The sequence below is a fragment of the Microbulbifer sp. ABF4_107 genome (assembly GCF_056312215.1).
The window spans coordinates 1,719,545-1,741,102 of the sequence record NZ_CM149983.1; the positions used below are offsets into that span (position 1 = coordinate 1,719,545).

19 protein-coding genes are annotated in these 21,558 nt (G+C 55.3%); 3 read left to right on the forward strand and 16 right to left on the reverse strand.

What is annotated here, in order from left to right; all coding sequences use genetic code 11:
• Positions 1-216: 216 nt before the first annotated feature.
• Together ACYX4K_RS07065 and greB are read left to right on the forward strand one after the other, a co-directional pair.
• Entirely contained in the window at positions 217-2,244 is a 2,028-nt protein-coding gene (locus ACYX4K_RS07065) for a S9 family peptidase (RefSeq protein ID WP_475092830.1), read from the forward strand.
• The gene (gene greB / locus ACYX4K_RS07070) at positions 2,244-2,756 is read left to right on the forward strand and encodes a transcription elongation factor GreB (RefSeq protein ID WP_475092829.1); all 513 of its coding nucleotides are present in this window, start codon (positions 2,244-2,246) and stop codon (positions 2,754-2,756) included. Before ACYX4K_RS07065 ends, greB begins: the two co-directional genes overlap by 1 nt.
• 115 nt (positions 2,757-2,871) lie before the next feature.
• On the opposite strand, the gene ACYX4K_RS07075 is transcribed toward greB, so the two are convergent.
• The 9 genes from ACYX4K_RS07075 to ACYX4K_RS07115 form a co-directional block, all read right to left on the reverse strand.
• Entirely contained in the window at positions 2,872-3,708 is an 837-nt protein-coding gene (locus ACYX4K_RS07075) for a helix-turn-helix domain-containing protein (protein ID WP_475092828.1), read from the reverse strand.
• A 170-nt stretch (positions 3,709-3,878) separates the two neighbouring features.
• A complete protein-coding gene (locus tag ACYX4K_RS07080) occupies positions 3,879-4,325 on the reverse strand; it encodes a YbhB/YbcL family Raf kinase inhibitor-like protein (protein WP_475092827.1) in 447 nt (148 codons plus the stop codon).
• 572 nt (positions 4,326-4,897) lie between these two features.
• Complete coding sequence (locus tag ACYX4K_RS07085) at positions 4,898-5,485, reverse strand: nucleotidyltransferase family protein (RefSeq protein ID WP_475092826.1); 588 nt, start codon at positions 5,483-5,485, stop codon at positions 4,898-4,900.
• Entirely contained in the window at positions 5,478-6,503 is a 1,026-nt protein-coding gene (locus ACYX4K_RS07090) for an XdhC family protein (RefSeq protein ID WP_475092825.1), read from the reverse strand. The genes ACYX4K_RS07085 and ACYX4K_RS07090 overlap by 8 nt, the downstream gene beginning before the upstream one ends.
• 132 nt (positions 6,504-6,635) lie before the next feature.
• Positions 6,636-6,983 (reverse strand): AzlD domain-containing protein, encoded by a 348-nt coding sequence (locus tag ACYX4K_RS07095; RefSeq protein ID WP_475092824.1) that lies wholly within the window; start codon positions 6,981-6,983, stop codon positions 6,636-6,638.
• On the reverse strand, positions 6,976-7,722 hold the full coding sequence (locus ACYX4K_RS07100) for an AzlC family ABC transporter permease (protein ID WP_476178800.1): 747 nt from the start codon (positions 7,720-7,722) through the stop codon (positions 6,976-6,978). The genes ACYX4K_RS07095 and ACYX4K_RS07100 overlap by 8 nt, the downstream gene beginning before the upstream one ends.
• A 123-nt stretch (positions 7,723-7,845) precedes the next feature.
• The gene (locus tag ACYX4K_RS07105; protein WP_475092823.1) at positions 7,846-9,003 is read right to left on the reverse strand and encodes an acyl-CoA dehydrogenase family protein; all 1,158 of its coding nucleotides are present in this window, start codon (positions 9,001-9,003) and stop codon (positions 7,846-7,848) included.
• Positions 9,004-9,069: 66 nt separating this feature from the next.
• Entirely contained in the window at positions 9,070-10,008 is a 939-nt protein-coding gene (locus ACYX4K_RS07110; protein WP_475092822.1) for a DMT family transporter, read from the reverse strand.
• A 24-nt stretch (positions 10,009-10,032) separates the two neighbouring features.
• Positions 10,033-10,536, reverse strand: coding sequence for an Lrp/AsnC ligand binding domain-containing protein (locus ACYX4K_RS07115; RefSeq protein WP_475092821.1), 504 nt, complete (start codon positions 10,534-10,536; stop codon positions 10,033-10,035).
• A 149-nt stretch (positions 10,537-10,685) separates the two neighbouring features.
• Here ACYX4K_RS07115 and putA point away from each other — a divergent pair, with 149 nt between their 5' ends.
• Positions 10,686-13,832 carry a bifunctional proline dehydrogenase/L-glutamate gamma-semialdehyde dehydrogenase PutA gene (putA, locus tag ACYX4K_RS07120; protein WP_475092820.1) on the forward strand — a complete coding sequence of 1,049 codons (3,147 nt, stop codon included), beginning with the start codon at positions 10,686-10,688 and terminating at the stop codon, positions 13,830-13,832.
• 93 nt (positions 13,833-13,925) lie between these two features.
• Here putA and ACYX4K_RS07125 read toward each other — a convergent pair whose 3' ends face one another.
• From ACYX4K_RS07125 to ACYX4K_RS07155, 7 genes are all read right to left on the reverse strand, one after another.
• Positions 13,926-15,776: a purple acid phosphatase family protein gene (locus tag ACYX4K_RS07125; protein WP_475092819.1), complete on the reverse strand. Its 1,851-nt coding sequence runs from the start codon at positions 15,774-15,776 to the stop codon at positions 13,926-13,928.
• 186 nt (positions 15,777-15,962) lie between these two features.
• The gene (locus tag ACYX4K_RS07130; protein ID WP_475092818.1) at positions 15,963-16,358 is read right to left on the reverse strand and encodes a glycine zipper family protein; all 396 of its coding nucleotides are present in this window, start codon (positions 16,356-16,358) and stop codon (positions 15,963-15,965) included.
• A gap of 199 nt (positions 16,359-16,557) precedes the next feature.
• On the reverse strand, positions 16,558-17,322 hold the full coding sequence (locus tag ACYX4K_RS07135; RefSeq protein WP_475092817.1) for a hypothetical protein: 765 nt from the start codon (positions 17,320-17,322) through the stop codon (positions 16,558-16,560).
• Between the two features lie 60 nt (positions 17,323-17,382).
• The gene (locus ACYX4K_RS07140; protein ID WP_476178801.1) at positions 17,383-18,690 is read right to left on the reverse strand and encodes a class I SAM-dependent methyltransferase; all 1,308 of its coding nucleotides are present in this window, start codon (positions 18,688-18,690) and stop codon (positions 17,383-17,385) included.
• A gap of 56 nt (positions 18,691-18,746) precedes the next feature.
• Complete coding sequence (locus ACYX4K_RS07145) at positions 18,747-19,484, reverse strand: DUF1365 domain-containing protein (RefSeq protein ID WP_475092815.1); 738 nt, start codon at positions 19,482-19,484, stop codon at positions 18,747-18,749.
• Complete coding sequence (locus ACYX4K_RS07150; protein ID WP_475092814.1) at positions 19,484-20,764, reverse strand: NAD(P)/FAD-dependent oxidoreductase; 1,281 nt, start codon at positions 20,762-20,764, stop codon at positions 19,484-19,486. The genes ACYX4K_RS07145 and ACYX4K_RS07150 overlap by 1 nt, the downstream gene beginning before the upstream one ends.
• Positions 20,764-21,552 (reverse strand): SDR family NAD(P)-dependent oxidoreductase, encoded by a 789-nt coding sequence (locus tag ACYX4K_RS07155; RefSeq protein WP_475092813.1) that lies wholly within the window; start codon positions 21,550-21,552, stop codon positions 20,764-20,766. Before ACYX4K_RS07155 ends, ACYX4K_RS07150 begins: the two co-directional genes overlap by 1 nt.
• Positions 21,553-21,558 lie beyond the last annotated feature (6 nt).

Consider the following 21,558-nt stretch of genomic DNA (forward strand, 5'->3'; position numbering starts at 1 on the left):
CAGCTATGTTGAGCATGCAACATTACAAGAAACACAAGATACAAAGACCCGCGCAACCCGTCATTTGACGCACAAAGCCGACCAAGCACTTGCTTGGTTTTCTAGGGTATGGCCGAGCGTAGCACAATCGCAATTGGCGAAACAGCGCCTCTTGCCGGCCGGTTCGACCGGCGTACAATGACGCAAAGAAATATTCCGGGCGATAGGAGAACCAGCTTGTCCAGAAGTGATCATAAAACCGACAAAGCACCCGATTCGACACAGAAAGAGGCCCCCTATGGAAGTTGGCAGTCGGCAATCAACGCCGACCTCCTCACAGCTGGCAACGTACGTCTGAGTGAAGTACGACTGTTTGATGGAAAAGCCTACTGGCTGGAATCCCGCCCCGCAGAAAAAGGCCGCTCGGTACTGGTGCAATGTGAGATCGACGAACCGGATAACATACGCAAACGGGATTTGATTCCAGCGCCGCTGAGCGTTCGCTCCAAAGCACACGAATATGGCGGCGGCGCCTATACCGTAGGAAACGGCGCGGTATATTTTGTACTCGCCGCCGACCAGCGTATATACAGGATGGCACTGGATAGCCAGACACCAGAAGCGGTGACCCCTGAGGGCCCCTTTCATTACGCTGATCTGCAACTGGACCATCACCACAATCGATTGATCTGTGTCCTGGAAGATGAATCAAACCCGGATCAAGAGCCAGTGGCGCAATTGATCGCCATTGATCTGGATGACGCCGAGCGGCAAGGCGAACAAAATCACGAGAGAGACAGCACACGGCTCCACTACACAGTGCTCGCCGAAGGTGCTGACTTTTACGCCTCACCCAGCCTCAGCCCCGATGGAAAGCAACTGAGCTTTCTGCAGTGGCACCACCCGGATATGCCCTGGGACGCCACGGAGCTAATGCTTGCGGAACTTAATCGGGATGGCGCCGTTAGCAAAATCGAAAAAGTAGCCGGCAGCACAGGCGAGTCCATCTTCCAGCCACAATGGTCGCCAGCCGGTGACCTGTATTACGTCTCCGACAAAAACAACTGGTGGAATATTTACTGGACCGGCAGCGACACCCCTCTTTGGGAAAAGGCCGCAGAGTTCGCCACACCCCAATGGGTTTTCAGCATGTCCACCTACGGCTTTCTGGACCGGGATACCCTGTTCTGCACATTTACTGAAAGCGGACGCTGGCAGCTCGCACGTATTGACCTGAAACGCGGCACACACACCCTAGTGGAGCACCCCGGATGTGACTTCGAAAGCGTCCGCTGCGAGCAAAACCAGGCGCTCTTTATTGGCAGCAGTGCAATCGAGTTCCCCACTGTGTACCTGTATTCCGGAGAGTCTGGCGACATACAAACCGTATTCAGCAGTAGCTCATCCCCCATAGATGCAGCCAATTTTTCGCCAGCACAGTCAGTGACCTTTGAAAAAGACGGACGCGAGGTACATGGTTTTTATTATCCGCCGCACAATCCGAATTTCCGCGGATGCCCGGACGAGAAGCCACCCCTAATCGTATTCGGCCACGGCGGCCCTACCGGATCAACCTCCGCCGGCCTCAACCTGAAGGTCCAATACTGGACAAGCCGCGGTTTCGGCATACTGGATGTCAATTATTCGGGCAGTACCGGCTACGGTCGCGCCTACCGCGATCGACTGAAAAACAACTGGGGCCTGCTCGATGTCGAGGACGTCTGTGCCGGAGCGGAATATCTCGTAGAACAGGGACTCGCCGATCCTGAGCGGCTGCTCATCAAAGGTGGCAGCGCCGGGGGATACACCGTACTGGCCGCCCTCACCTTCCATAACACATTTTCCGCAGGTGCAAGCCACTACGGTATCGGCGATCTGAGTACCCTCGCGCAGGATACACATAAATTTGAGTCTCGCTATCTCGACAATCTGGTCGGCCCCTGGCCAGAGGCCACAGACATTTATCGGCAACGCTCCCCCATCAACCATATTGAACAGCTGCAGTGTCCGGTGATTTTCTTCCAGGGCATGGAAGATAAAGTCGTGCCACCGAACCAAGCGGAAACCATGGTAAACGCATTGCGCGAACGCGGTACTCCAGTGGCCTACATTACATTCCAAGACGAAGGACATGGTTTCCGCTCGGCGAGCAGTATCAAAATGGCACTGGAAGGTGAGCTGGAATTTTACAGCCGCATCTTTGATTTCCCGCTGCCGAAAGCTGGCCCGGGGATCGCAATCGACAATTTAGAGGCAAAGCCCTGATGGGCCGCTGGCGCCCACCGCGGCCACGCGGCTCTCGCTATATAACAGCAGAAGGGGCAGCGCGTATGCGTGCAGAGGTAAAACATCTCTGGGAAGTTGAACGCCCGCGAGTTACCCAGGCCGTGAGCGATGCAGCAAAACTCGGAGACCGCAGTGAAAACGCGGACTATATCTACGGCAAGAAGCGGCTGCGAGAAATCGACAGTCGTGTCCGCTTCCTCACAAAACGACTCGAAGAAATAACCGTGGTCGACCGTATTCCCGAAGACCGGGAAAAAGTATTCTTCGGCGCCTGGGTGACGCTGGAAGACGAAGATGGCAATACCGTGAAGTACCGTATTGTCGGCCCGGATGAGTTCAACGTAAAGGAAGGATTGATATCAATGGATTCCCCCGTTGCGCGCGCAATACTGGGAAAGCGGTTAGATGACGAGGTAGAGATTCAGCAGTTTGAAAATTGGGTGACTTACTATATTTCGGTCATCGAATACCCGGAAAGCAGCGCTGATTAAGCAGCGCTGCTGTTCGCGAGCGTATCTCATTGGCGGGTAGATATGCACGAATCACGCTAAAAGAGTTGGCGCACCCCAAAACCCATAAAACCGGCAAATTTTCACCCTAATCCTTCTATCGCGTTTTTCTCAGCTCGCTCGGCGTCATACCAAACAACATCTTGAACTGATCGGTAAATCGGGATTGTGATTGATAGCCACATCGTTCAGCGATGATTCCGATGGGCTCGATAGTACTTTGCACCAAATGCAAGCCGAAGCCGAGCTTGGTTCGATTCTTAATATCCTGGACACTGGTGTTTTCGGCCTTCAACTTCCGGCGCAATGTCGATTCGCTCATACACAAAATCGTGCATAGTCGATCGACGCCCCAATCTTCCGAGATATCACGGTTGATTATTTCATAAACCTGGTGACTCAAACTCGGAGGCTCGGCTATAGCGCAAACCTCTTCGTGACCAGACAAGTAGATTAAGTTCAATAGCTCTTGCTTGCGAAACTTCAGGGCCTCATGTGGCACCTGAGTCGAAAACTCTATCAGCTGACCGAGAGCCAAACCTAATGATCTATCAATCTCCCCCTGGAAATACTTCTTAGAACTCTTCGGCTTGTGCCCAAACTGACTGAAGTCAGAATAATCAAACTCCAGCAATACAGCAAAATACTCATTATCGCTATTGGGGATATTTCTCATATCCACATCGGGGCTATTGGAGAGGAATACAAAACTTCCTGAGGGGCACTTCTCCTTTTCCTTTCCCAGGAGCTTAGTGCCACCAAGAATAAAGATAAGTAGCGGCTTAATAACGGGAACATTGGCCAAGCGCTGTTCCTTGACCGAAGAATAAACGGAAAATGGCAGGACAGCGCTACCGCCAACAGCGGTTCTTGCCATATCCTTAAGCTTTTCGTGCGAGAGAGACCCCTGCCCCATTAAATTACCTGAAACCACAACGCTTCCTGTCCATCCATTGGAATAACACCACCGAGTGGCCGAGATAAACCATCATCTCAAGCGAAGACGCAGGAAAGGCTTCCTACGAGCAGTGATACGGCAAAATTCTACAGCACCCTGTCACCTAAGCAAGAAATAGTCTTCCAAGCACTGGAGAGTTTGGCTGTTTATTTACGCTCGTACAGGGCTTCTATGTTCGTGGAAGCCAGAGAGTGCGCCTTCACCATATAGCCAGCCAGGGCTCCAGATGCGCCCTCAGGAAGGGTGAGTTTTTTCGACAGAGCGTGCAAAGTGAACTGATATCGATGTACACCATGGCCTTGCGGAGGGCAGGCGCCACCAAATCCCTTTACGCCGTAGTCATTGGCGATACTGACACTTCCGTCTGGCGCCAGTTTCTTACCTGGATCGCCTGCTCCAGCCGGAAGGCTGTTTACCGAAGCAGGAATATTGATCAGCTGCCAGTGCCACCAGCCACTGCCCGTCGGCGCATCCGGGTCGTAGACCATCAACGCGAACGCTTCGGTGCCTTCCGGAGCGCCCTTCCAGGACAGTTGCGGTGAGGCATTATCGCCACTGCAACCAAACCCCTGGAATTCATGCTGCTTATTCATGAATTCGCCGTGAGAGATATCACTACTATTCAGGGTAAACGTCTCCGCATTTGCGGAACACGCCATAAGCGTGAATAGCGGTAAAGCCAGTTTAAGTGCAGAACGTCGCATTGCTAATCATCCAAGTTTGTTTCGAAGATCAAATTTTATTCTTTCTCGGAGAAAGGGTTAGCGTCAAAACCGTTAACTTTTCGCCCTTATCCGTCAATACCACGGTTCCACCCAGGGAGAGTCCCGGTATTGCATAAAGTAGTACTTCGGCACCATTTCCCGGATTACCTTAGGTCGTCGATGCGATAAGCGTGAGGAATTAATCAGGTTTGATAAATTTCCCACAGCGAAATAGTGGGAGGAGATTTGTGCCAGGAGGCCGCAGGTGAGTATGCTCGGAAACGTCCGATTCGATGGCTCCCTAGTGGTCCATGCGGAAAGTTCGGTAACTAAGGAGCACAGCCAAAGTGTTCAGATCAAGGCGAGAAAGCGCAGGAATAGTGGTTCTATTTCAAGCTTTCTCAACGCAGAGCTGGGCACTTTGGCGAAGCGAACAGTTACACAACTTTTCGTATGGACCACTAGTTTTCGTGCCAACGAACAAGGTCCTGGTGCGTGTCTATATCAATGGCAGCGCGCAGCATTTCACACTCGGCAATTGGGAATTCCGCAGTATTCAGTATTGACCGCGCCCCCTGATCACCACAGAGGCGCTCAAGAAGAGCAAAATATTGAGCACCAAATATAGCCGGCACTCCCCGGCTTCCCGCGTAAACTCCACAGGCCATATTATCCCCTTCAAATTGCGAGAGGAGTGCCCGGATATCTTTTCGGGTAACGGCCACCTGATCCGCAAGGGTAATCAGTACCCCGTCATACTCGGCCTCAAGTGCACCTACCCCTGTGGCGATTGCCGTACCCAGCCCCCTTTGCCACTCGGCGTTACGTACGAGTGTCACACCGGCGCGGCGCTCGTGGCACAAGGCCTTGCTGATTTCACGGTGCCACGCTCCGGTAACCACGTAGGTATCCGTGACCAATTCCCGAACACAGTGAATAGCCCGTAGCAGCATGGGCTGGCCATCGACATCAGCCAGATGCTTGCAGCCACCGAATCGCGTCGACGCACCGCCAGCCATAATAAGTGCCGCAATTCGGAGCTCAGACATGGGTAAGCGTACCGCTGATAGATCGCCCGCTTCCCTGATTCAACACAGCCTGGCACTCAGCGAGAATGGATAGCGCGATGGTTTCCGGGAGGTCCGCACCGATTTCAAGGCCCGCTGGACCGGATATCTTTTGCTGTGTTTGGTTCGATTCGAGGCCGGCCTCACGAACGACGCGGTCCCGGCGGTTGTGCGGGCCAAGCAGTGCGAGATACAACAGCGACTCCTCGTGTAGAACCGACAAAGCCGCAGCATCCAGTGCAATATTGTGACTCATTAACACCACTGCGTTGACCTGCTGATTACGGGCGAAGTCTTGTAACTCTTCTACCGGACAGCTTAGAAGTTCATCGGCATGAGGAAAATACTCTCGCCGCCCATTGGCTGGACGAGAATCCCAGACACTGATACGCCAGCCCAATTGGTGTCCCATCGCTGCCAGTGGGCGAGCATCAATTCCACCACCAACAATCAGTAGGTGGGGTGGCGGTGAAACCGCGGTGCACAACCAGAGAGTTGTGCCCTCTTCCACGAGCTGCGCACTGCCCCGAAAAGAACGCCGCTCCACGGGATCGTTGCCCATAAAGCGGGTGCACACCGAACCATCACTACCCGGTATCAATTGATAAAAATAACCGGAGCGGAATGATTGCAGTGCCTGATGCAGCTGGTCCAGATGAAGGTAGAGATTCTCCTGATACACCGGCTGCAAAAGGATATGTACGGTACCACCACACCCGATCCCAAGCTGGAACGACAGGTCGTCTTCATCACTGCCGTCATAGGTCAGGGTAACCGCCCGCCGGCTGTGCATGACCCGGCGGGCCTGCTGGTGAATATCTGATTCGAGGCAACCACCACTCAGCATACCGAGCTGGTGCCCATCGGAACTGAACAGCATCATAGCGCCCGCTTTTCGGTAGCAGGGGCCTTCGGTTTTATAGACGCTGCCCAATACCCAGTCGCAACGATCCCGCAACGGATACCAGGTTTTTAGCAGCGCGATTAGGTGACTCGACATCGAAAATTCAGTCTTCTCACAATCAGGTCTTAATACGCAGAGTGTAGTAGCGCTTGCCGGTTGCTGCGGCCAACGCCACCGTCTATCTGTGCACGAATTACATCCAGGGTGATCTGTACGCCGCAATCCCGATCAAAAGCCAGCGCCGACCATCAGTACGATGCCCCCGTATGCGGCGACACCGGCAAACACCGGCCAGCCTAGCGAGTGGGTATAGCGCCACACAACATAGGTAACCAGCACACCGAAACCTGTTGCCCACCAGCTGACGGGGTTGATTGTCGATGGCACCAGCGACACGCCAAACATCGCGGAAATCATCAGCGGTCCGAGCACCGTAAGCCATGCAGGCATTGCATCCAGCGAATTGGCGACCTGTTTTCGCATGAGGTGTCGACGCATCCACATCAGCGGCAGTGCCCGCATCAAGAAGGTGCCCAGCGCAGTGGCAATTAGCGCAAACCAGAGTTCGCTACCCATTCTCTCCCCCACCAGCGCGGTAAATTTTGTCGCGCACCAAGATATTAAGACCGTAATACACCAGCCCCCCACACAAGGCAGCAATTGGAATTGCGGCGTTTTTCATACCGAACACGGCAAAGGAAAGTGCGATCGTGACCGTTGCAGCAAGAGTAATAGCCCAGTGTCTGGACGCGAATTTCGGAGCCAGTAAAACCAGGAACAACGCGGGCAGAGCAAACGGCATGACTTCGCCGAGAAGCGGCCAGCGCTGTGTTAACTCTTTGCCAGCAACAGCCCCCAGTGCCGTCCCGCCAATCCAGCTGAACCATGCAACTACAGAAACACCGATATACCATCCCATCCGTTCATCGGCTCGGAGCTGGGGCAGGCGCACATGGGACAGCGCGAAAATCTGATCGGTCAATCCGTGCATCAGCCAGGGCCACCATCGGCTTCCTGAAAGCCAGGGCGCAATATTCGGCCCGTAGACCACGTGCCGCGCATTGATCAACAAAGTCATTACCACCACAAACCACAGCGGCGCACCGGCAGCGACCATAGCGACAAACAGGAATTGGGATGCACCGGCGTAAACGAGCGTGGATATCAGTACCGACTCCCACGCAGTAAACCCGGACTGCACCGCGATCAGACCAAAGGAAATCGCCACGGGGATATATCCACCAAGCAACGGGATGGCCTCCCGCGCCCCGATCAGCCACGCGTGTCTTTGGGGTGTGTCAGTCTGAGGATTCAAAATCCGACCCTCCTTAAAATCTTTGAAACGGGAACCGTGGCCTACCCTACAAACCACAAAGCCCCAGCAGCCGGGAGCGGCTACTGGGGCTTTGTTATTGCGAGTGTGGCCGATACTCGCGAGTTAGCGCACGCCTTCCAGTAGATGACGGGCAATAATCAAGCGCTGAATTTCACTGGTACCCTCGTAAATAGTGGTGATACGCACATCGCGCGCCATCCGCTCAAGTGGAAACTCACGAGTGTAACCAACACCACCATGCATTTGCAGGGCAACGTAACAGGCTTCATTGGCCTTTTCAGAAGCATACAGTTTTGCCATGGACGCTGCAGGCCCGAATGGCTTGCCGGCATCCTTTTGCCATGCAGCCTGTAACAGCAACAGACGGGCGGCCTCCATCTCGGTAAATTTATCCGCTAACTGCCACTGCAAACCCTGGAACTGGGCCAACGGTTTGCCGAACTGCTCGCGCTCTTGTAAATAAGCCCGAGCGCAATCCAATGCTTCGAGCCCGATACCGAGCGCCAGAGAGCCAATGCCGATCCGACCACCCGCCAGCTCACCTGCAGCTATGCGAAAACCACGGTTTTCGTCACCCAGCATATTGGCCGCAGGCACACGGCAATCTTCAAAGGCGACTTCATTCGTGACCGAGGCCTTCTGCCCCATCTTTTCTTCTGCCTTGCCGATCACCAGTCCCGGCGTACCGGCCTCCACCAGAAAACAGGAAATGCCCTTTCCTTTCGGCGCTGCGAAATCGGTCACCGCCCAAACCACGAACACCCCGGCAAACTCGGCACTACTGATAAACAGTTTGCTGCCATTCAACACATAGTGATCACCATCTTTCACCGCACGGGTGCGCATGGCCGCAGCATCGGAACCGGAGCTTGGCTCTGTCAGACAGAATGATCCCGCCGGGTATTCACCACTGCAGATCTTGGGCAGAAAATACCCTTTTTGATCTTCGGTTCCCTTTGCCTGAATCACTTCAGCCACCATGTTGGTAACCGAAGTCGTGGTGGCAGTGGAGGCACAGCCCCGCGCAATTTCAGTAATGGCGAGACTGAAGGCGACGGTTCCCGCCCCTGTACCGCCGAATTCCGGGTCGATATTGATTCCCATAAATCCAAGCTCTGCCAGTTCCTTGAGCTTTTGCAAAAACAGCGGGCGGTTGCCGGTTTTATCCAGATCGGCGGCTATCGGCTTCAGTTCGCTGTCAGCGAACTGCCGCGCAGCTTCCTGAATCATCTGTTGTTCATCGGACAGTTCAAAATTCATGACAGTTTCTCGCTCATCTTCGAATGCATCTGGCCGTTACGTATATCCCAGAATGCATCGTTATTGTTATAAGTGTTTAATCGACTTTAGACCCAGCAGCAACCGCCGTACTGCACCCTGCTGGATTGCCACACCCAGAAGTATCAGTGCCAGCCCACCAATGGTGGCCAGGTGAATACTCTCTCCAACCAGCAGGGCAATCAGCAACAGCGACAACGGCGGAGAGAGATAAATAAAGTTACTGATACGCGCAGTATTGTCGCAATTCATCAGCGCAGCCTGCCAGAGCAGGAAGGCGATTCCCATTTCGAACAGGCCAACGTAGGTAGCACCAATCCAACCGGCGAGCGGCGGCCAATGCCATCCCCCCTGCCACCACACTGCAGCCGCCAACCAGGGCAGCCCGCAACAGAATGTCAGAAACAGATTTACCGCCGCATTGCCGCCGATACGGGTGTTCAACAACCAGTAGCAGGACCAGATCAGCGTACTGAGCAGTGCCAGCGCAACGCCCCAAGGCTGTTCAAAGTGAAGCTCGGCCAGATTCCCCCGCGTGGCAATCACCAGTACCCCGCCATAGCACACCAGACCAGCGAGCAGGTCCTGCCGGCGCAACGTCTGCTTCAGCACCGGCACGGATAACAGCGCAAGCACTACTCCCCAGGTGTAATTGAGAGGCTGTGCCTGTTGTGCCGGCAGCAAATCATAGGCATGAAACAGAACGAGGTAATAGAGGAAGGGATTGCAAAATCCCAGAGCAAGAAACCAGCCCCGGGAATGCCGCCAGGCACAGCCTATTTCCCGCACACGCCCTTGCCACACTACTACCGCCCCCATAAACACGGTGGATACAACAGACGCAATGGTCACCAACTGCAGCGGCGACAGATACTGCAGGGATAGCTTGAATGCGCTGGCCACTGTAGACCAGCACAGCACTGCCGCCAGCGCAAACCAGGTCGCGCGGCGGTTATTGCTCACGGTCTGGGGAACGGACGTTTCCATACAGAGACGGGTACCACGGAACACTCAGCGCTTGCCGCTTTTGAGGTCCTGCTCCGGGATAGCCACCGAGGTATCGGTTTTTACTTCCTCAATCACCACATAGGTATGGGTTTCCCGCACACCGGGTACCGAAGCGAGCTTTTCGCCAAGGAATTGGCGGTACCCGAGCATATCCTTGATACGAATTTTTACCAGGTAGTCAAAGCCGCCGGCCACCATGTGGCACTCCTGAACCTCTTCGAGACTGGACAAATGCTTATTGAATGCTTCCAGCGCTTCGGTCGCGGTATCCGTCAGGGATACCTGGATATAGACAACGAGGCCCGCATGGACCTTCAGCGGGTCCAGCAGCGCAACATATTCTTTAATAAAGCCTTCACGCTCCAAACGCTTGACCCGTTCGAGGCACGGCGTAGGACTCAGATTGACGCGTCGCGCCAGTTCCACATTGGGAAGGCGGCCTGCGCGCTGAAGAATCCGCAGAATCTGGCGATCAATACGGTCCAGATCTTCCAATTTCCGAGACATAGCAAAATACCCTACTGGTGATTAACCGGATAACCCCGATATTTAACCACACTTTCTTCCAAAATGGAGATTAATTCTGGGATTAATCCCACATAATCCGGGTTTTTATCCTGCATCCATTTCCCCCAGGGAGTTCTAAGGAAATACCTATGCCTACACACTTCGCCGGAGAACTGAAGAGCGCGCGCCAGAACGCCCGCAAGTATCTGCATGCGGACGAGAACCAGTGCGTCAGTGAGCTGTTGGCGGCCCCGCGCCCGGGCGAAGCATTGCGGGAGAAAATCCTGTCGACCGCGAGCCAGCTGGTGGTCAAATCCCGCGAGCAGCGCAGCAAGCGCGGCACACTGGATGCCTTTCTTCAGCAGTTCGGCCTTTCCAATAAGGAGGGCGTGGCGCTCATGTGCCTGGCGGAGTCCCTGCTGCGGGTACCGGACGCGGACACAGCCGACAAACTGATCGCCGAAAAGGTGCACTCTGGCAACTGGTCCAGCCATCGCGGCCAATCTGACTCCCTGTTCGTAAATGCCTCCACCTGGGGTTTGATGCTCACCGGCAACATTGTGGAGCTGGACCCGGACATCACGGAAAAGCCATCTACCATGATGAAACGCCTGGTCAGCCGCATGGGCGAGCCCATGGTCCGCACCTCCATGATGCAGGCGATGAAAATCATGGGCGGCCAGTATGTGCTCGGTCGCACCATCAAAGAAGCACTCAAACGTGGCCCCGCGGAAAACGTGCCGGGCACCCGCTTTTCCTTCGATATGCTGGGCGAAGGCGCGCGCACCATGTCCGATGCGCAGCGCTACTACGACGCCTACATGATGGCCATTGAAGCCATTGGCGCTGACAACACCAAACGCGATGTGGTGGAGGCCAACGGCATATCCATCAAGCTTTCGGCCCTGCATCCGCGCTATAGCGAACTGCAGCGCGAGCGCGTAATGACCGAACTGCTGCCCAGCGTAAAGTCCCTGTGTGCAGCCGCGGCCAAGTACGATATGGGACTAAACATCGATGCGGAAGAAGCCGAGCGCCTGGATATCTCCCTGGACATCTTTGAGTCTCTCGCCCGCGATCCGGAGCTGGCCAATTGGCAGGGGCTGGGCTTTGTTCTGCAGGCTTACCAAAAGCGCGCCCCCCACGTCGCCGACTGGCTGATCGCCCTCGGCCGCGACACCGGGCGCAAACTGATGGTGCGCCTGGTAAAAGGTGCCTACTGGGACACCGAGATCAAGCACGCGCAACAGATGGGCCTGGCGGATTACCCGGTGTATACCCGCAAGTGCCACACCGACCTCTCCTACCAGGTGTGCGCGAAGAAACTTCTGGATGGTCGCGATGCCATCTATCCGCAATTCGCCACCCACAACGCCTACACCGTAGGCCTGATCCTTGAGCTGGCAGGCGACGGGAATGACTACGAATTCCAGCGCCTGCACGGCATGGGCCACCTGCTTTACGACCAGATCGAAGCGGTACACGGCAAGCGCGTACCGGTACGGGTCTATGCGCCGGTCGGCGCACATAAAGACCTGCTTCCCTACCTGGTTCGCCGCCTGCTGGAAAATGGTGCCAACAGCTCTTTCGTCAACCGCTTTATGGACGAAAAAACACCGGTCGCAGAACTGGTGCAGGATACCCTCAAGCAAAGTGAAGCCTGCAACCCGTACCGCCATCCGGAAATCCCGGTACCAGCGGACATCTATCTGGGCCACGAGGCATTGCCACGCAAAAATTCATCCGGTATCGAGCTTACTGACCCACATGCCGTCGAGCCGTTGCTGCAGGCAGTGGAAGCCACCCAGGATCAATCCTGGACCGGTGGCCCCATCGTTAACGGTGTTGCCGCTGCGGCAGATTTGCCCGTGGTGAACCCAGCGACCGGCGAACTGGTCGGCCATACTGCCAACGCCAGTGCGGCACAAATTCAGCAAGCGTTCGAGCTCGCATCCGAGCACCAGCGTGCCTGGAACCGCCTCGGCGGCAATGCACGTGCGAAGATCCTCGACAAGGTCGCCGACCTGTACGAGCAACACCTGGACGAGCTGGTGGCAATGATCTGTCGCGAAGCCGGCCGAACCCTGAACGACGGTATTTCCGAGGTGCGTGAAGCGGTCGACTTCTGTCGCTACTACGCCAACGGTGCACGCCAGCATTTCAGCACACCGACCGTGCTGCCGGGACCAACCGGTGAAAGCAATGAACTGAGCCTGTGTGGCCGCGGTGTCTTTGTCTGCATCAGCCCGTGGAATTTCCCACTGGCCATTTTCACCGGCCAGGTAGTCGCCGCTCTTGCTGCCGGCAACGGCGTGTTGGCGAAGCCCGCAGAGCAGACCCCACTGATCGCCGCCCGCGCCATCCAGCTGATGCACGAAGCGGGAGTTCCGGCAAAGGTACTGCACCTGATTACCGGTACAGGCGCCGCCGTCGGCAAGCCACTACTGGATGACCCGCGCGTTGCCGGTGTTGCCTTCACCGGCTCAACAGAAACCGCCAAGCACATCAATATGCAGCTGGCTGCCAAAGAAGGTCCGATTGTTCCATTGATTGCGGAAACCGGTGGCCAGAACGTAATGATCGTGGACTCCACTGCCCTGCCCGAACAGGTGGTGGACGATGTCATTCAATCCGCCTTCCTCAGTGCCGGTCAGCGCTGTTCCGCACTGCGCATCCTCTGCGTACAGGACGTGATCGCGGACAACCTGCTGAACATGCTGAAAGGCGCGTGCGAAGAACTGAGCCTGGGCGATCCGTCCAGACTGGAGACCGATATCGGCCCCGTCATTGACGAAAAAGCCCTGGGTCTGCTTGAGAAACATCGCGAGCGTATGGCTCAGGAAGCCAAGCCGCTATTCTCCTTCGACGCGGCAAAACAGCCGAACACCGGTACGTTCTTTGGCCCGCAGGTAGTCGAGATTGAAAACTTTGATCTGCTCAAGCGCGAAGTATTTGGCCCCTTCCTGCATGTGGTGCGCTTTAAGGCCGACGAACTGGAAGACGTAATCCGTCGGATCAACGCTACAGGCTACGGCCTGACCTTCGGGCTGCACTCCCGTATCGAAGGGCGTGCCGGTGCGATTTTCAAACGCATCGACGCAGGCAATTGCTATGTAAACCGCGACATGGTCGGCGCAGTGGTCGGCGTAAACCCGTTTGGTGGTATGGGACTTTCCGGCACCGGCCCCAAAGCCGGTGGTCCGCACTACCTGTTCCGCTTCGCCAACGAAAAAACGAAGACCATCAATACCGTTGCCACAGGTGGCAACACACAGTTGTTCACCCTGGGGCAGTAACTGCGCCAACGGACCCAGACACAAAAAAGCCCGGAATTTCCGGGCTTTTTTGTGTCTGGGTCTATCACTGGATGATATTTTTCAGGACCGCTACTACCTCTTTGCCTGCGCGCTTCCCGCCGGTTTCATCAGTGAAAACTCATCAATCACCGTTCCCTGATCGTCAATTGCACGGTACTTGAGTGAGCCGATCAATGGGTTCACATCAATTACCTGATAGGTTCGGGTATTCACTGCACCAAACGCCGCAAACTCTGGTAACTCCTGCTCATACATTTTGGTGCCGGAGACCGCCACCAGATAGATAGTTCCCTGCTCACCCTTGGCAACCGGCTCGTTGCCACGCATGGGGACGGTGCGCATATAGGCGTGATCGTGCCCCTGGAATGCGATATCGACATTGTGTTTGTCGAAGATTGGGCCCCAGGTATCGCGGATGGATTTGTTATCCCGGCCCTCACGGGAGGCATAGAACGGGTGGTGATAAATCACCACTTTCCAGCGTGCATCGCTCTCGCCCAACACTCGATCCAGCCAGTCCACCTGCAGCTCGGGTTCCACCAGGTGATAGTTGGAGTCCATGACCACCACCAGCAAGTCCTGATAGGTCACATGATACGTGCGCCCGGGATCCAGCTTGCTGCTGCCGTTCTCAGGCAACGCAAATTGCTTCAGGTACAGGGTCGGGTGGCCACCGTGGCTATCGTGGTTGCCCAGTGCCGGCACCACCATGGAGCGATCGAATACGGAACTGCCCTCGTGGAAAAACTGGTCCCAGTTATCCTGTTCCTGGCCGTGATCGATCAGGTCTCCCGCAATCATGTAGAAGCGCGCGTGCGGGAATTCAAAGTCGGCCTGACGGATCAACTGCCCCCAGCGATCCAGCCCATTCTGGGGATCACCGAGATAGACAAACGAGAATGGCTCATTCGGCACGGACGCCGCGGTGCGGAACTCTCGCGGCTCGCCCCAGCTCTTGCCGCCGTCGGCACTCACCGCATAGAGGTAATCGGTCGCGGGCTTGAGTCCCTGCAGGGCAACCCGGTGCAATCGCACCACCGGATCATTGACCACCTGACGGGTGCGCAATTCGATAGATTTGGCGGTCTTGCGCTCTACTCCTTTCATCCCGCGCGCAAAGAAGTCACTTTTGGGTGCCACCCACAGCAGCCCCTGACGCGCACTGTCATCGGTCCGCCACTGCACCGTGGCACTGGTCGCCGGGTCCCCCTGCCAGGTCAGCTGTAAATGGTCTGGGCGCGGAGATGACGGGTAGCGCGTCTCACGGAAATACCCAACAAAGCGGGAAACAAGCTCCCAACTCTCGAAACTACGCAGCACCGGAAGACCCACCAATGCTTTCGGCAGGGTATTGAAGTAATCGTTGTCGTCAATAAACGGCTTGCCGCCGACCTTTGCAATTTCAACATCAGCGCCTGCCGTCAGCGGAGTGATTCTGACCATCTCGCGCCCATTGGCCGGAGCAGCAAAGACCAGATAGGGTTTCAGCTCGCCGGAGAGGCTCGGCACCCCAAGGTGCACCGCACCAGGCGCCACCTCTTTAGACCACACGTGGTATGGGTCTTCCTCATCCACGATAAAATCCAGCTCCGCACGACGAGTGAATTTCTGGTCAACAAGCCAGAACGGCGTCTCTCCGTAGGACGCGTCAAATGCGACAAAAATGACCGCACTGCGATCTACCTGGAAGCGGGAAAAAGCCGTGCCGAGGTAATCGCGCTCCTCCGGCGAGAGAAACGCCACCACTGACTCCGGCGTCAGCGCAATTCGCTCGGCCGGTGAAAGCTCTTCAGACATACGGTCAATGATCGCAGAAACACGCTGTTCGAGTTTCGCGTGCACGTTGTCCTGTGGCTCGGCGACGACCAAGCCGCCAGCGAGAGCCAGGAATACCGTCAGAATCAGATTAGAAAATAAGCGCATGGAACCCCCTGCTATTTTTGCGGAGATTCTAACGACATATTCGAAAGCGTGGGGTCAGGGATATGAATTTTTCATGGCATTTTGATGACAGGCAATCGGAGACGGGCACACCGACCAGCCAACAGATGCAAAAAAGCCGGGCGTACAAGCCCGGCGCAACATCCTGTGGTTTGCCGAATAACTTACCTAGTTCAACACTCGATACCCGCGTCCGCGCAGGCAATTGCGCGCAATGTAATTCTGTTCAGCATGGGCACTACCCACACCACTCACCCCGCCGATCAGCGCACCGGCCGCTGCAGCACCCGCCGCGGCGCTGCTGGTATCACCAATAATTGCGCCCAGCGCACCGCCCAGCAACGCGCCTCCCGCGGCACGGGTGACACCGCGTCGTCCGGCGTCATTGCGCGCCGCCATCGACATGGATTTGCAGTCTGCCAGGTCCAGCTGATATTGCCGCATATTGACCCCCTGCGTATCGATCACGATATCGCCGGCTCCGTACACCTGCTCCTGCTGATAGGCACAGCCAAACAGGGTTACTGCGCTCAGGCCCACAGCGGCCATAAAACTGAACTTCATTGGCGCCCCTCATCACATTTTGTCGCCTGTGTCCTCTTAGGTTTAGACCAATGTGGAAGATCGCGCCATGGTGGTTTGCAATATACAAGGTGTCGCTTAGAGAAAAGCTGGATGGAAGTAACAGTGACACAGGAGTGAAAGTGGAGAGAGACTGAAAGGTAGGCAGCGCTAAGTGACCAGAATGGTGGGCTTGTCCACCCTACCGATAGTGATACTGGATTTCGAGAACCTGGGATTCGCCCGCGCCATCCAGCACATTCACGGTACCGCGGAATTTGCTGAGACGGAGCCCGACGCGATCGGCAGCGCGCAGATCCTGATCTGGCAATCCAGCGCCGCCAGACGCGACCGCGTACTCGAGGTAGATAAGCGAGCCAGATATCCAGCGCAACAGTCCGCTGGCCAAACCGACGTCGACACAAAGGAATGCCTCACTCGAGCGACAGGATGCGGAACGGGCCTGCAAGCGAACAGCGCGACCGTGTGGCGGCGACGCAAAGCCAAACTCTATCGCTTCCCCTGCCGCGAGAACTTGATAATGCTCGCGCACATAAGCATCGAACCCCGCGTCCACCACATCCAGCTGCGAGACGGGCACAGTTCGCTCCTTCATTCTCGCGCCTGCATGCGGACGATAGCGCAGCAACCAGTCTCCACCGGCCCGTACAACCTCCCGGACTTCCCCAAGCCGAAAGTCCTCCTGTGCGACCTCGGGCCGGGGCTCCGTGACCAAAGGCTCGCTAACCAGATCACCATGCAACCGCTTTTCTGCGATTTTCACTCCCGCGGGATCAAAGTACAGAACACGCCACTGGCCCTGATCAGGAAGGAAGTACTCGCAATATTGCGCAGCGCCATCGGCGGGTGATACCGCTAGACCGACTATTTCAGCGCGCTCGTTGACGTCTTCCGGAGCGGCACAACCAAACACCGAAAGTGACATAACCAGTAGCGACGTGATCATTGAGGAACTCGTATAACTCCGTTAACTGCTCAAAGTTCGCATCAGGGTAAGAGAACTGTATCAGTGCAAATCCGGAAGCTTGCGACAACGGGGCTTGGCGAAGGTGAACTGTGCAGTACTGATAGCCCGCTCCAGAAAACCGCCCTCGCAATAGCAGAGGTAAAAGTCCCACATATTGATAAAGCGCTGGTCAAAACCCTGAGCACGGATATCATCGATATGTTCGAAAAATTTATCACGCCAGGACGCGAGCGTTTTTGCATAATCAAAAGTAATATCGTCGAGCCCAACGATCTGCATATCGGTGTGCTCGGCGACATTATTTGCGACGACCTGATTGGATGGCAGGCAACCGCCAGGGAAGATGTAGCGCTGAATGAAATCAACACTGTTCTTGTAGCTATCGAAACGTTGATCCTGGATAGTAATCGCCTGCATCACCATGATTCCATCCTCTTTCAGAAGCGCGCTGCAGCGACTGAAAAACGTGGCATAGTACTGATGACCGACTGCTTCGATCATCTCGATTGATACGATCTTGTCAAACTGCCCTTCCAGCTCTCGATAATCCTTGAGCAAAAGCGTTACCCTGTCACCCAGCCCTTCCCGTTCAACCCAAGACCTTGCATATTCGTACTGTTCGCGGGAAATGGTGGTCGTAGTCACTTTGCACCCAAAGTGCTTCGCCGCGTAAACCGCCATGCCGCCCCAGCCGGTACCAATTTCGAGCAGATGGTCGGAAGGCTTCAACTGCAACTTGCGGCAAATCCTGGCCATTTTGAATTCAGATGCCTCAGTCAGGCTCGCACCATCGGACGGAAACACCGCGCTCGAGTACAACATCGTGGGATCAAGAAAAAGCCCGAAGAAATCGTTTCCAAGATCATAGTGCGCAGCGATATTCTTTCGAGAACCCCGCAGAGAGTTCATATTCAATCGATGCAACACTTTCAGCACTGCCTTGTGCAGGAAACTCCAGCGCGAGTCGAGGTCCTGTAGCAAGTCGACATTGGCGACCATCAGCCGGATCACCTGAACCAAGTCCGGTGAGCGCCACGCCGATTCCATATAGGCCTCTCCAGAACCAATTGTTCCGTTAAGAAGTACCTGGGTGTACGTCGACGGATCGTCGACATGAATGTGCGCCTCGATATCCGAGAAGCCTGCAACCTGTCCAAACTGAGCCACCGACTTTTCGCCGAAATTCTCATGAACGTAAAGAGTCCCCACACTGATCGAGCGCAGTTTTGCCAACACCAACTTTCTGGCGAGTCGATCGAACCACTGGAGCTCAGCGGAATTTAGTTCCTCCTGCCCGGTATCCGAAGAAACAGGGGGTACAGCCGTTTCCGCAATGTCTTTCTGCATAGGGTTCATGACGGACAAATCTCTCCAACACAAAAATTTAGTCGAAAATTCGTAATTCACGTTTTGGGGTGCGTATGAATGGGTACGCGCTTGAGCCATAACCTGAGCGCTTCCCAGTAAATGGCCCCAATGACTTTTACGGTAAACAGTGGGTATCGGATCAATTTGCGGGCCAATACGGCAGGGGTAATCTCCTCCCGCTGCAGCGACATACAGGCATCGAAAACACACTCCCCTCCTTGCTCTGAGCGGATACTCACGGTCAGGCGCTTTCCCGGTGTCGTGCTTCGCCAATGATAGGATTGTTCGAGGGGCATAAACGGCGAAACGTGCAGCGACTTGTTGAAAATGGCTCTCTGAACCCTTCCGCCATTTACGGGTAGCACATAGCCATGGCGCTCATTCCAGGGCGTGTTGTGAACGTCTACCAGCAATGTTTGGATCTGCTCCCCGGAAGCATCAAAACAGTAATAGATACTAATGGGGTTCATGTTGTATCCAAAGTATCGCCAATTGGCCAGGAACGCGATGGGCCCCACAGGGCGCTCTCCGAGCGCGCGCTCCACCCTGTCGCGGACGGCCTGATCCAGTGGGACAGAAGGATCGCCGTAGAAATCTTCACGACAGAAACGGGCGGGGGAAAATGCCGATGCGGACCACAACCACGACTGCTCCAGAATCTTGGGAATCTCATCGAGAAACGTAAAAACCATGAATCCCTGGTAGCGAAACCAGTGCGTTCTCGGCGAAAATCGTCGATGCTGAATCCATCCGGAGTAGATGCCACTACGCATCAGAAATCCACTCCCAATGCCTTGGCCACCCGCACCGCACTCACAACACCGTCCTCATGAAAGCCATTGGCCCAGTAGGCGCCACAAAACCAGGTGCGATTGACACCATTAATCTCCGCCCAGCGCGTTTGTGCCGAGTTCCCCTGCACAGAGAATTGCGGATGCGCGTACTCGAATCGCCCGATCACTTTTTCTGGATCAATCAGCTGATCCGCATTCAGGGTTACGCAGTACGTTTTTTCGGAGTCTAAACGCTGCAGAATATTCATATTGTATGTGAGCGCAGGCAATACGGACTCATCGCCCTGCAGGCGATAGTTCCAACTTGCCCACGCCGACTTCCGTTTTGGCAGCAGGCGCTCGTCGGTGTGCAGTACGACCGAGTTTTTCTCATACGGAATATGGCCGAGAATGTCACTTTCGGCGGAATCGGCATCACCGAGGATCTCCAGTGCCTGATCCGAGTGGCACGCGAAGATCACCTGGTCAAAGTGCTGCGAACACACTTCACCCGATGGCGGCCGATACTCCACCTCTACATGCGACCCCATACGCATTACACGCTGTACAGGAGTGCTGAGATGAATGCGATCGGAAAACGATTGGGCCAGGGGAGCAATATAACTTCTCGAACCTCCCTTTATTACACGCCACTGAGGGCGGTTGAAGAGATTAAACAGTCCGTGGTTATAAAAAAACCGCACAAAGAAATCGACCGAAAAATCCAGCATGCGAGACATGCTCGCAGACCAGATAGCGGACCCCATGGGCACAAGATAGCGCGAGGCAAACTCAGCGGAATATCCATTGCCATCCAGGTAGGCACCAAGTGTTGTGGACTCGTGCAGCGCGCCGCGCTTCCAGTCCTCCACTGCAGCGCGATTGAAGCGAACGATATCCCGCAACATACGCCAATGACCGCCGTCGAGGAGGTTTCGACGCTGGGCGAAAAGCGCATTCAAATTATTTCCGGCATACTCAATTTCCCGTTGCCGTCCGCACTCTGATGCCGGAGCGGATACACTGAACCCCATATCGGTAGCCAGATTTTCAACACCCAACTGATCCATCAATTTGATAAAATTCGGGTAGGTCCAGTCGTTAAACACGATAAACCCGGTATCGACCGCAAAGCTCCGCTCACCTTCCACGACGTCTACCGTGGCGGTATGGCCGCCGAGGCGGTCATCTGCCTCGAACAGTGTTATCTCATGGTCTTTATTCAGCAGATAAGCCGCGGTCAGCCCGGAAATCCCGCTACCAATAATCGCAATCCGCATTACGATCTCCTCAATTTACGTATTCTGGTCAGACGAGGTGCAATCAGGCGAAACCAGACCGCCGGGCACCATCGGAGCATACGCAGCGGCCAGCTCAGGCGCCGGGGAAAATCGATAACGTGCTGATTGCGTTTTAAGCCGGACAGAATACGCTCGGCCGCTTCATCTGGGCTCATCAGAAATGGCATGTTGAAATCATTCGTTCTCGTTAACGGGGTGTCGATAAATCCGGGGCGAACCAGAACGGTACGCAGGGGAACATGCACAGTGTCCGCGCGCAGCGACTGGAGGAAATACTCCACTGCCGCTTTGGAAGCGCCATAGGCCTCCGCACGGGGAAAGCCAACCACCGAAGACAAACTGCCAACAGCAACGAAGACCGGTTCACGACTGTTCGACAGTAGAGGCAGCGACTCCCTGAGCGTATTGACCACACCGAAAAAATTCCCATTGAAGACTCGGCGATAACGGCCGATGTCCATCGTCAGGTCATTCTCATATTCACAGATACCCGCACAGGCAATCACCAGGTCCAGCTGGTCTGTCACGTCGCGCAGTGCTGCCCCGGCTTCAGACATGGACTGGTCGTTTCCTACATCACAGTCCAACACTTTCACGCGTTTGGGTGCCGATTGCTGGATCGCGAGCAACGGTTCGCGAGTTCGCCCACTGACAATCACAAAGTGCTCATCGGCAATAAGACGTCGCGCCAAAGCCTCGCCGATGCCGGAACCGGCGCCGGTGATCCATATGTTTAACTTGTTCGACCATCGCGCTGAATCAGTCACTCTGCC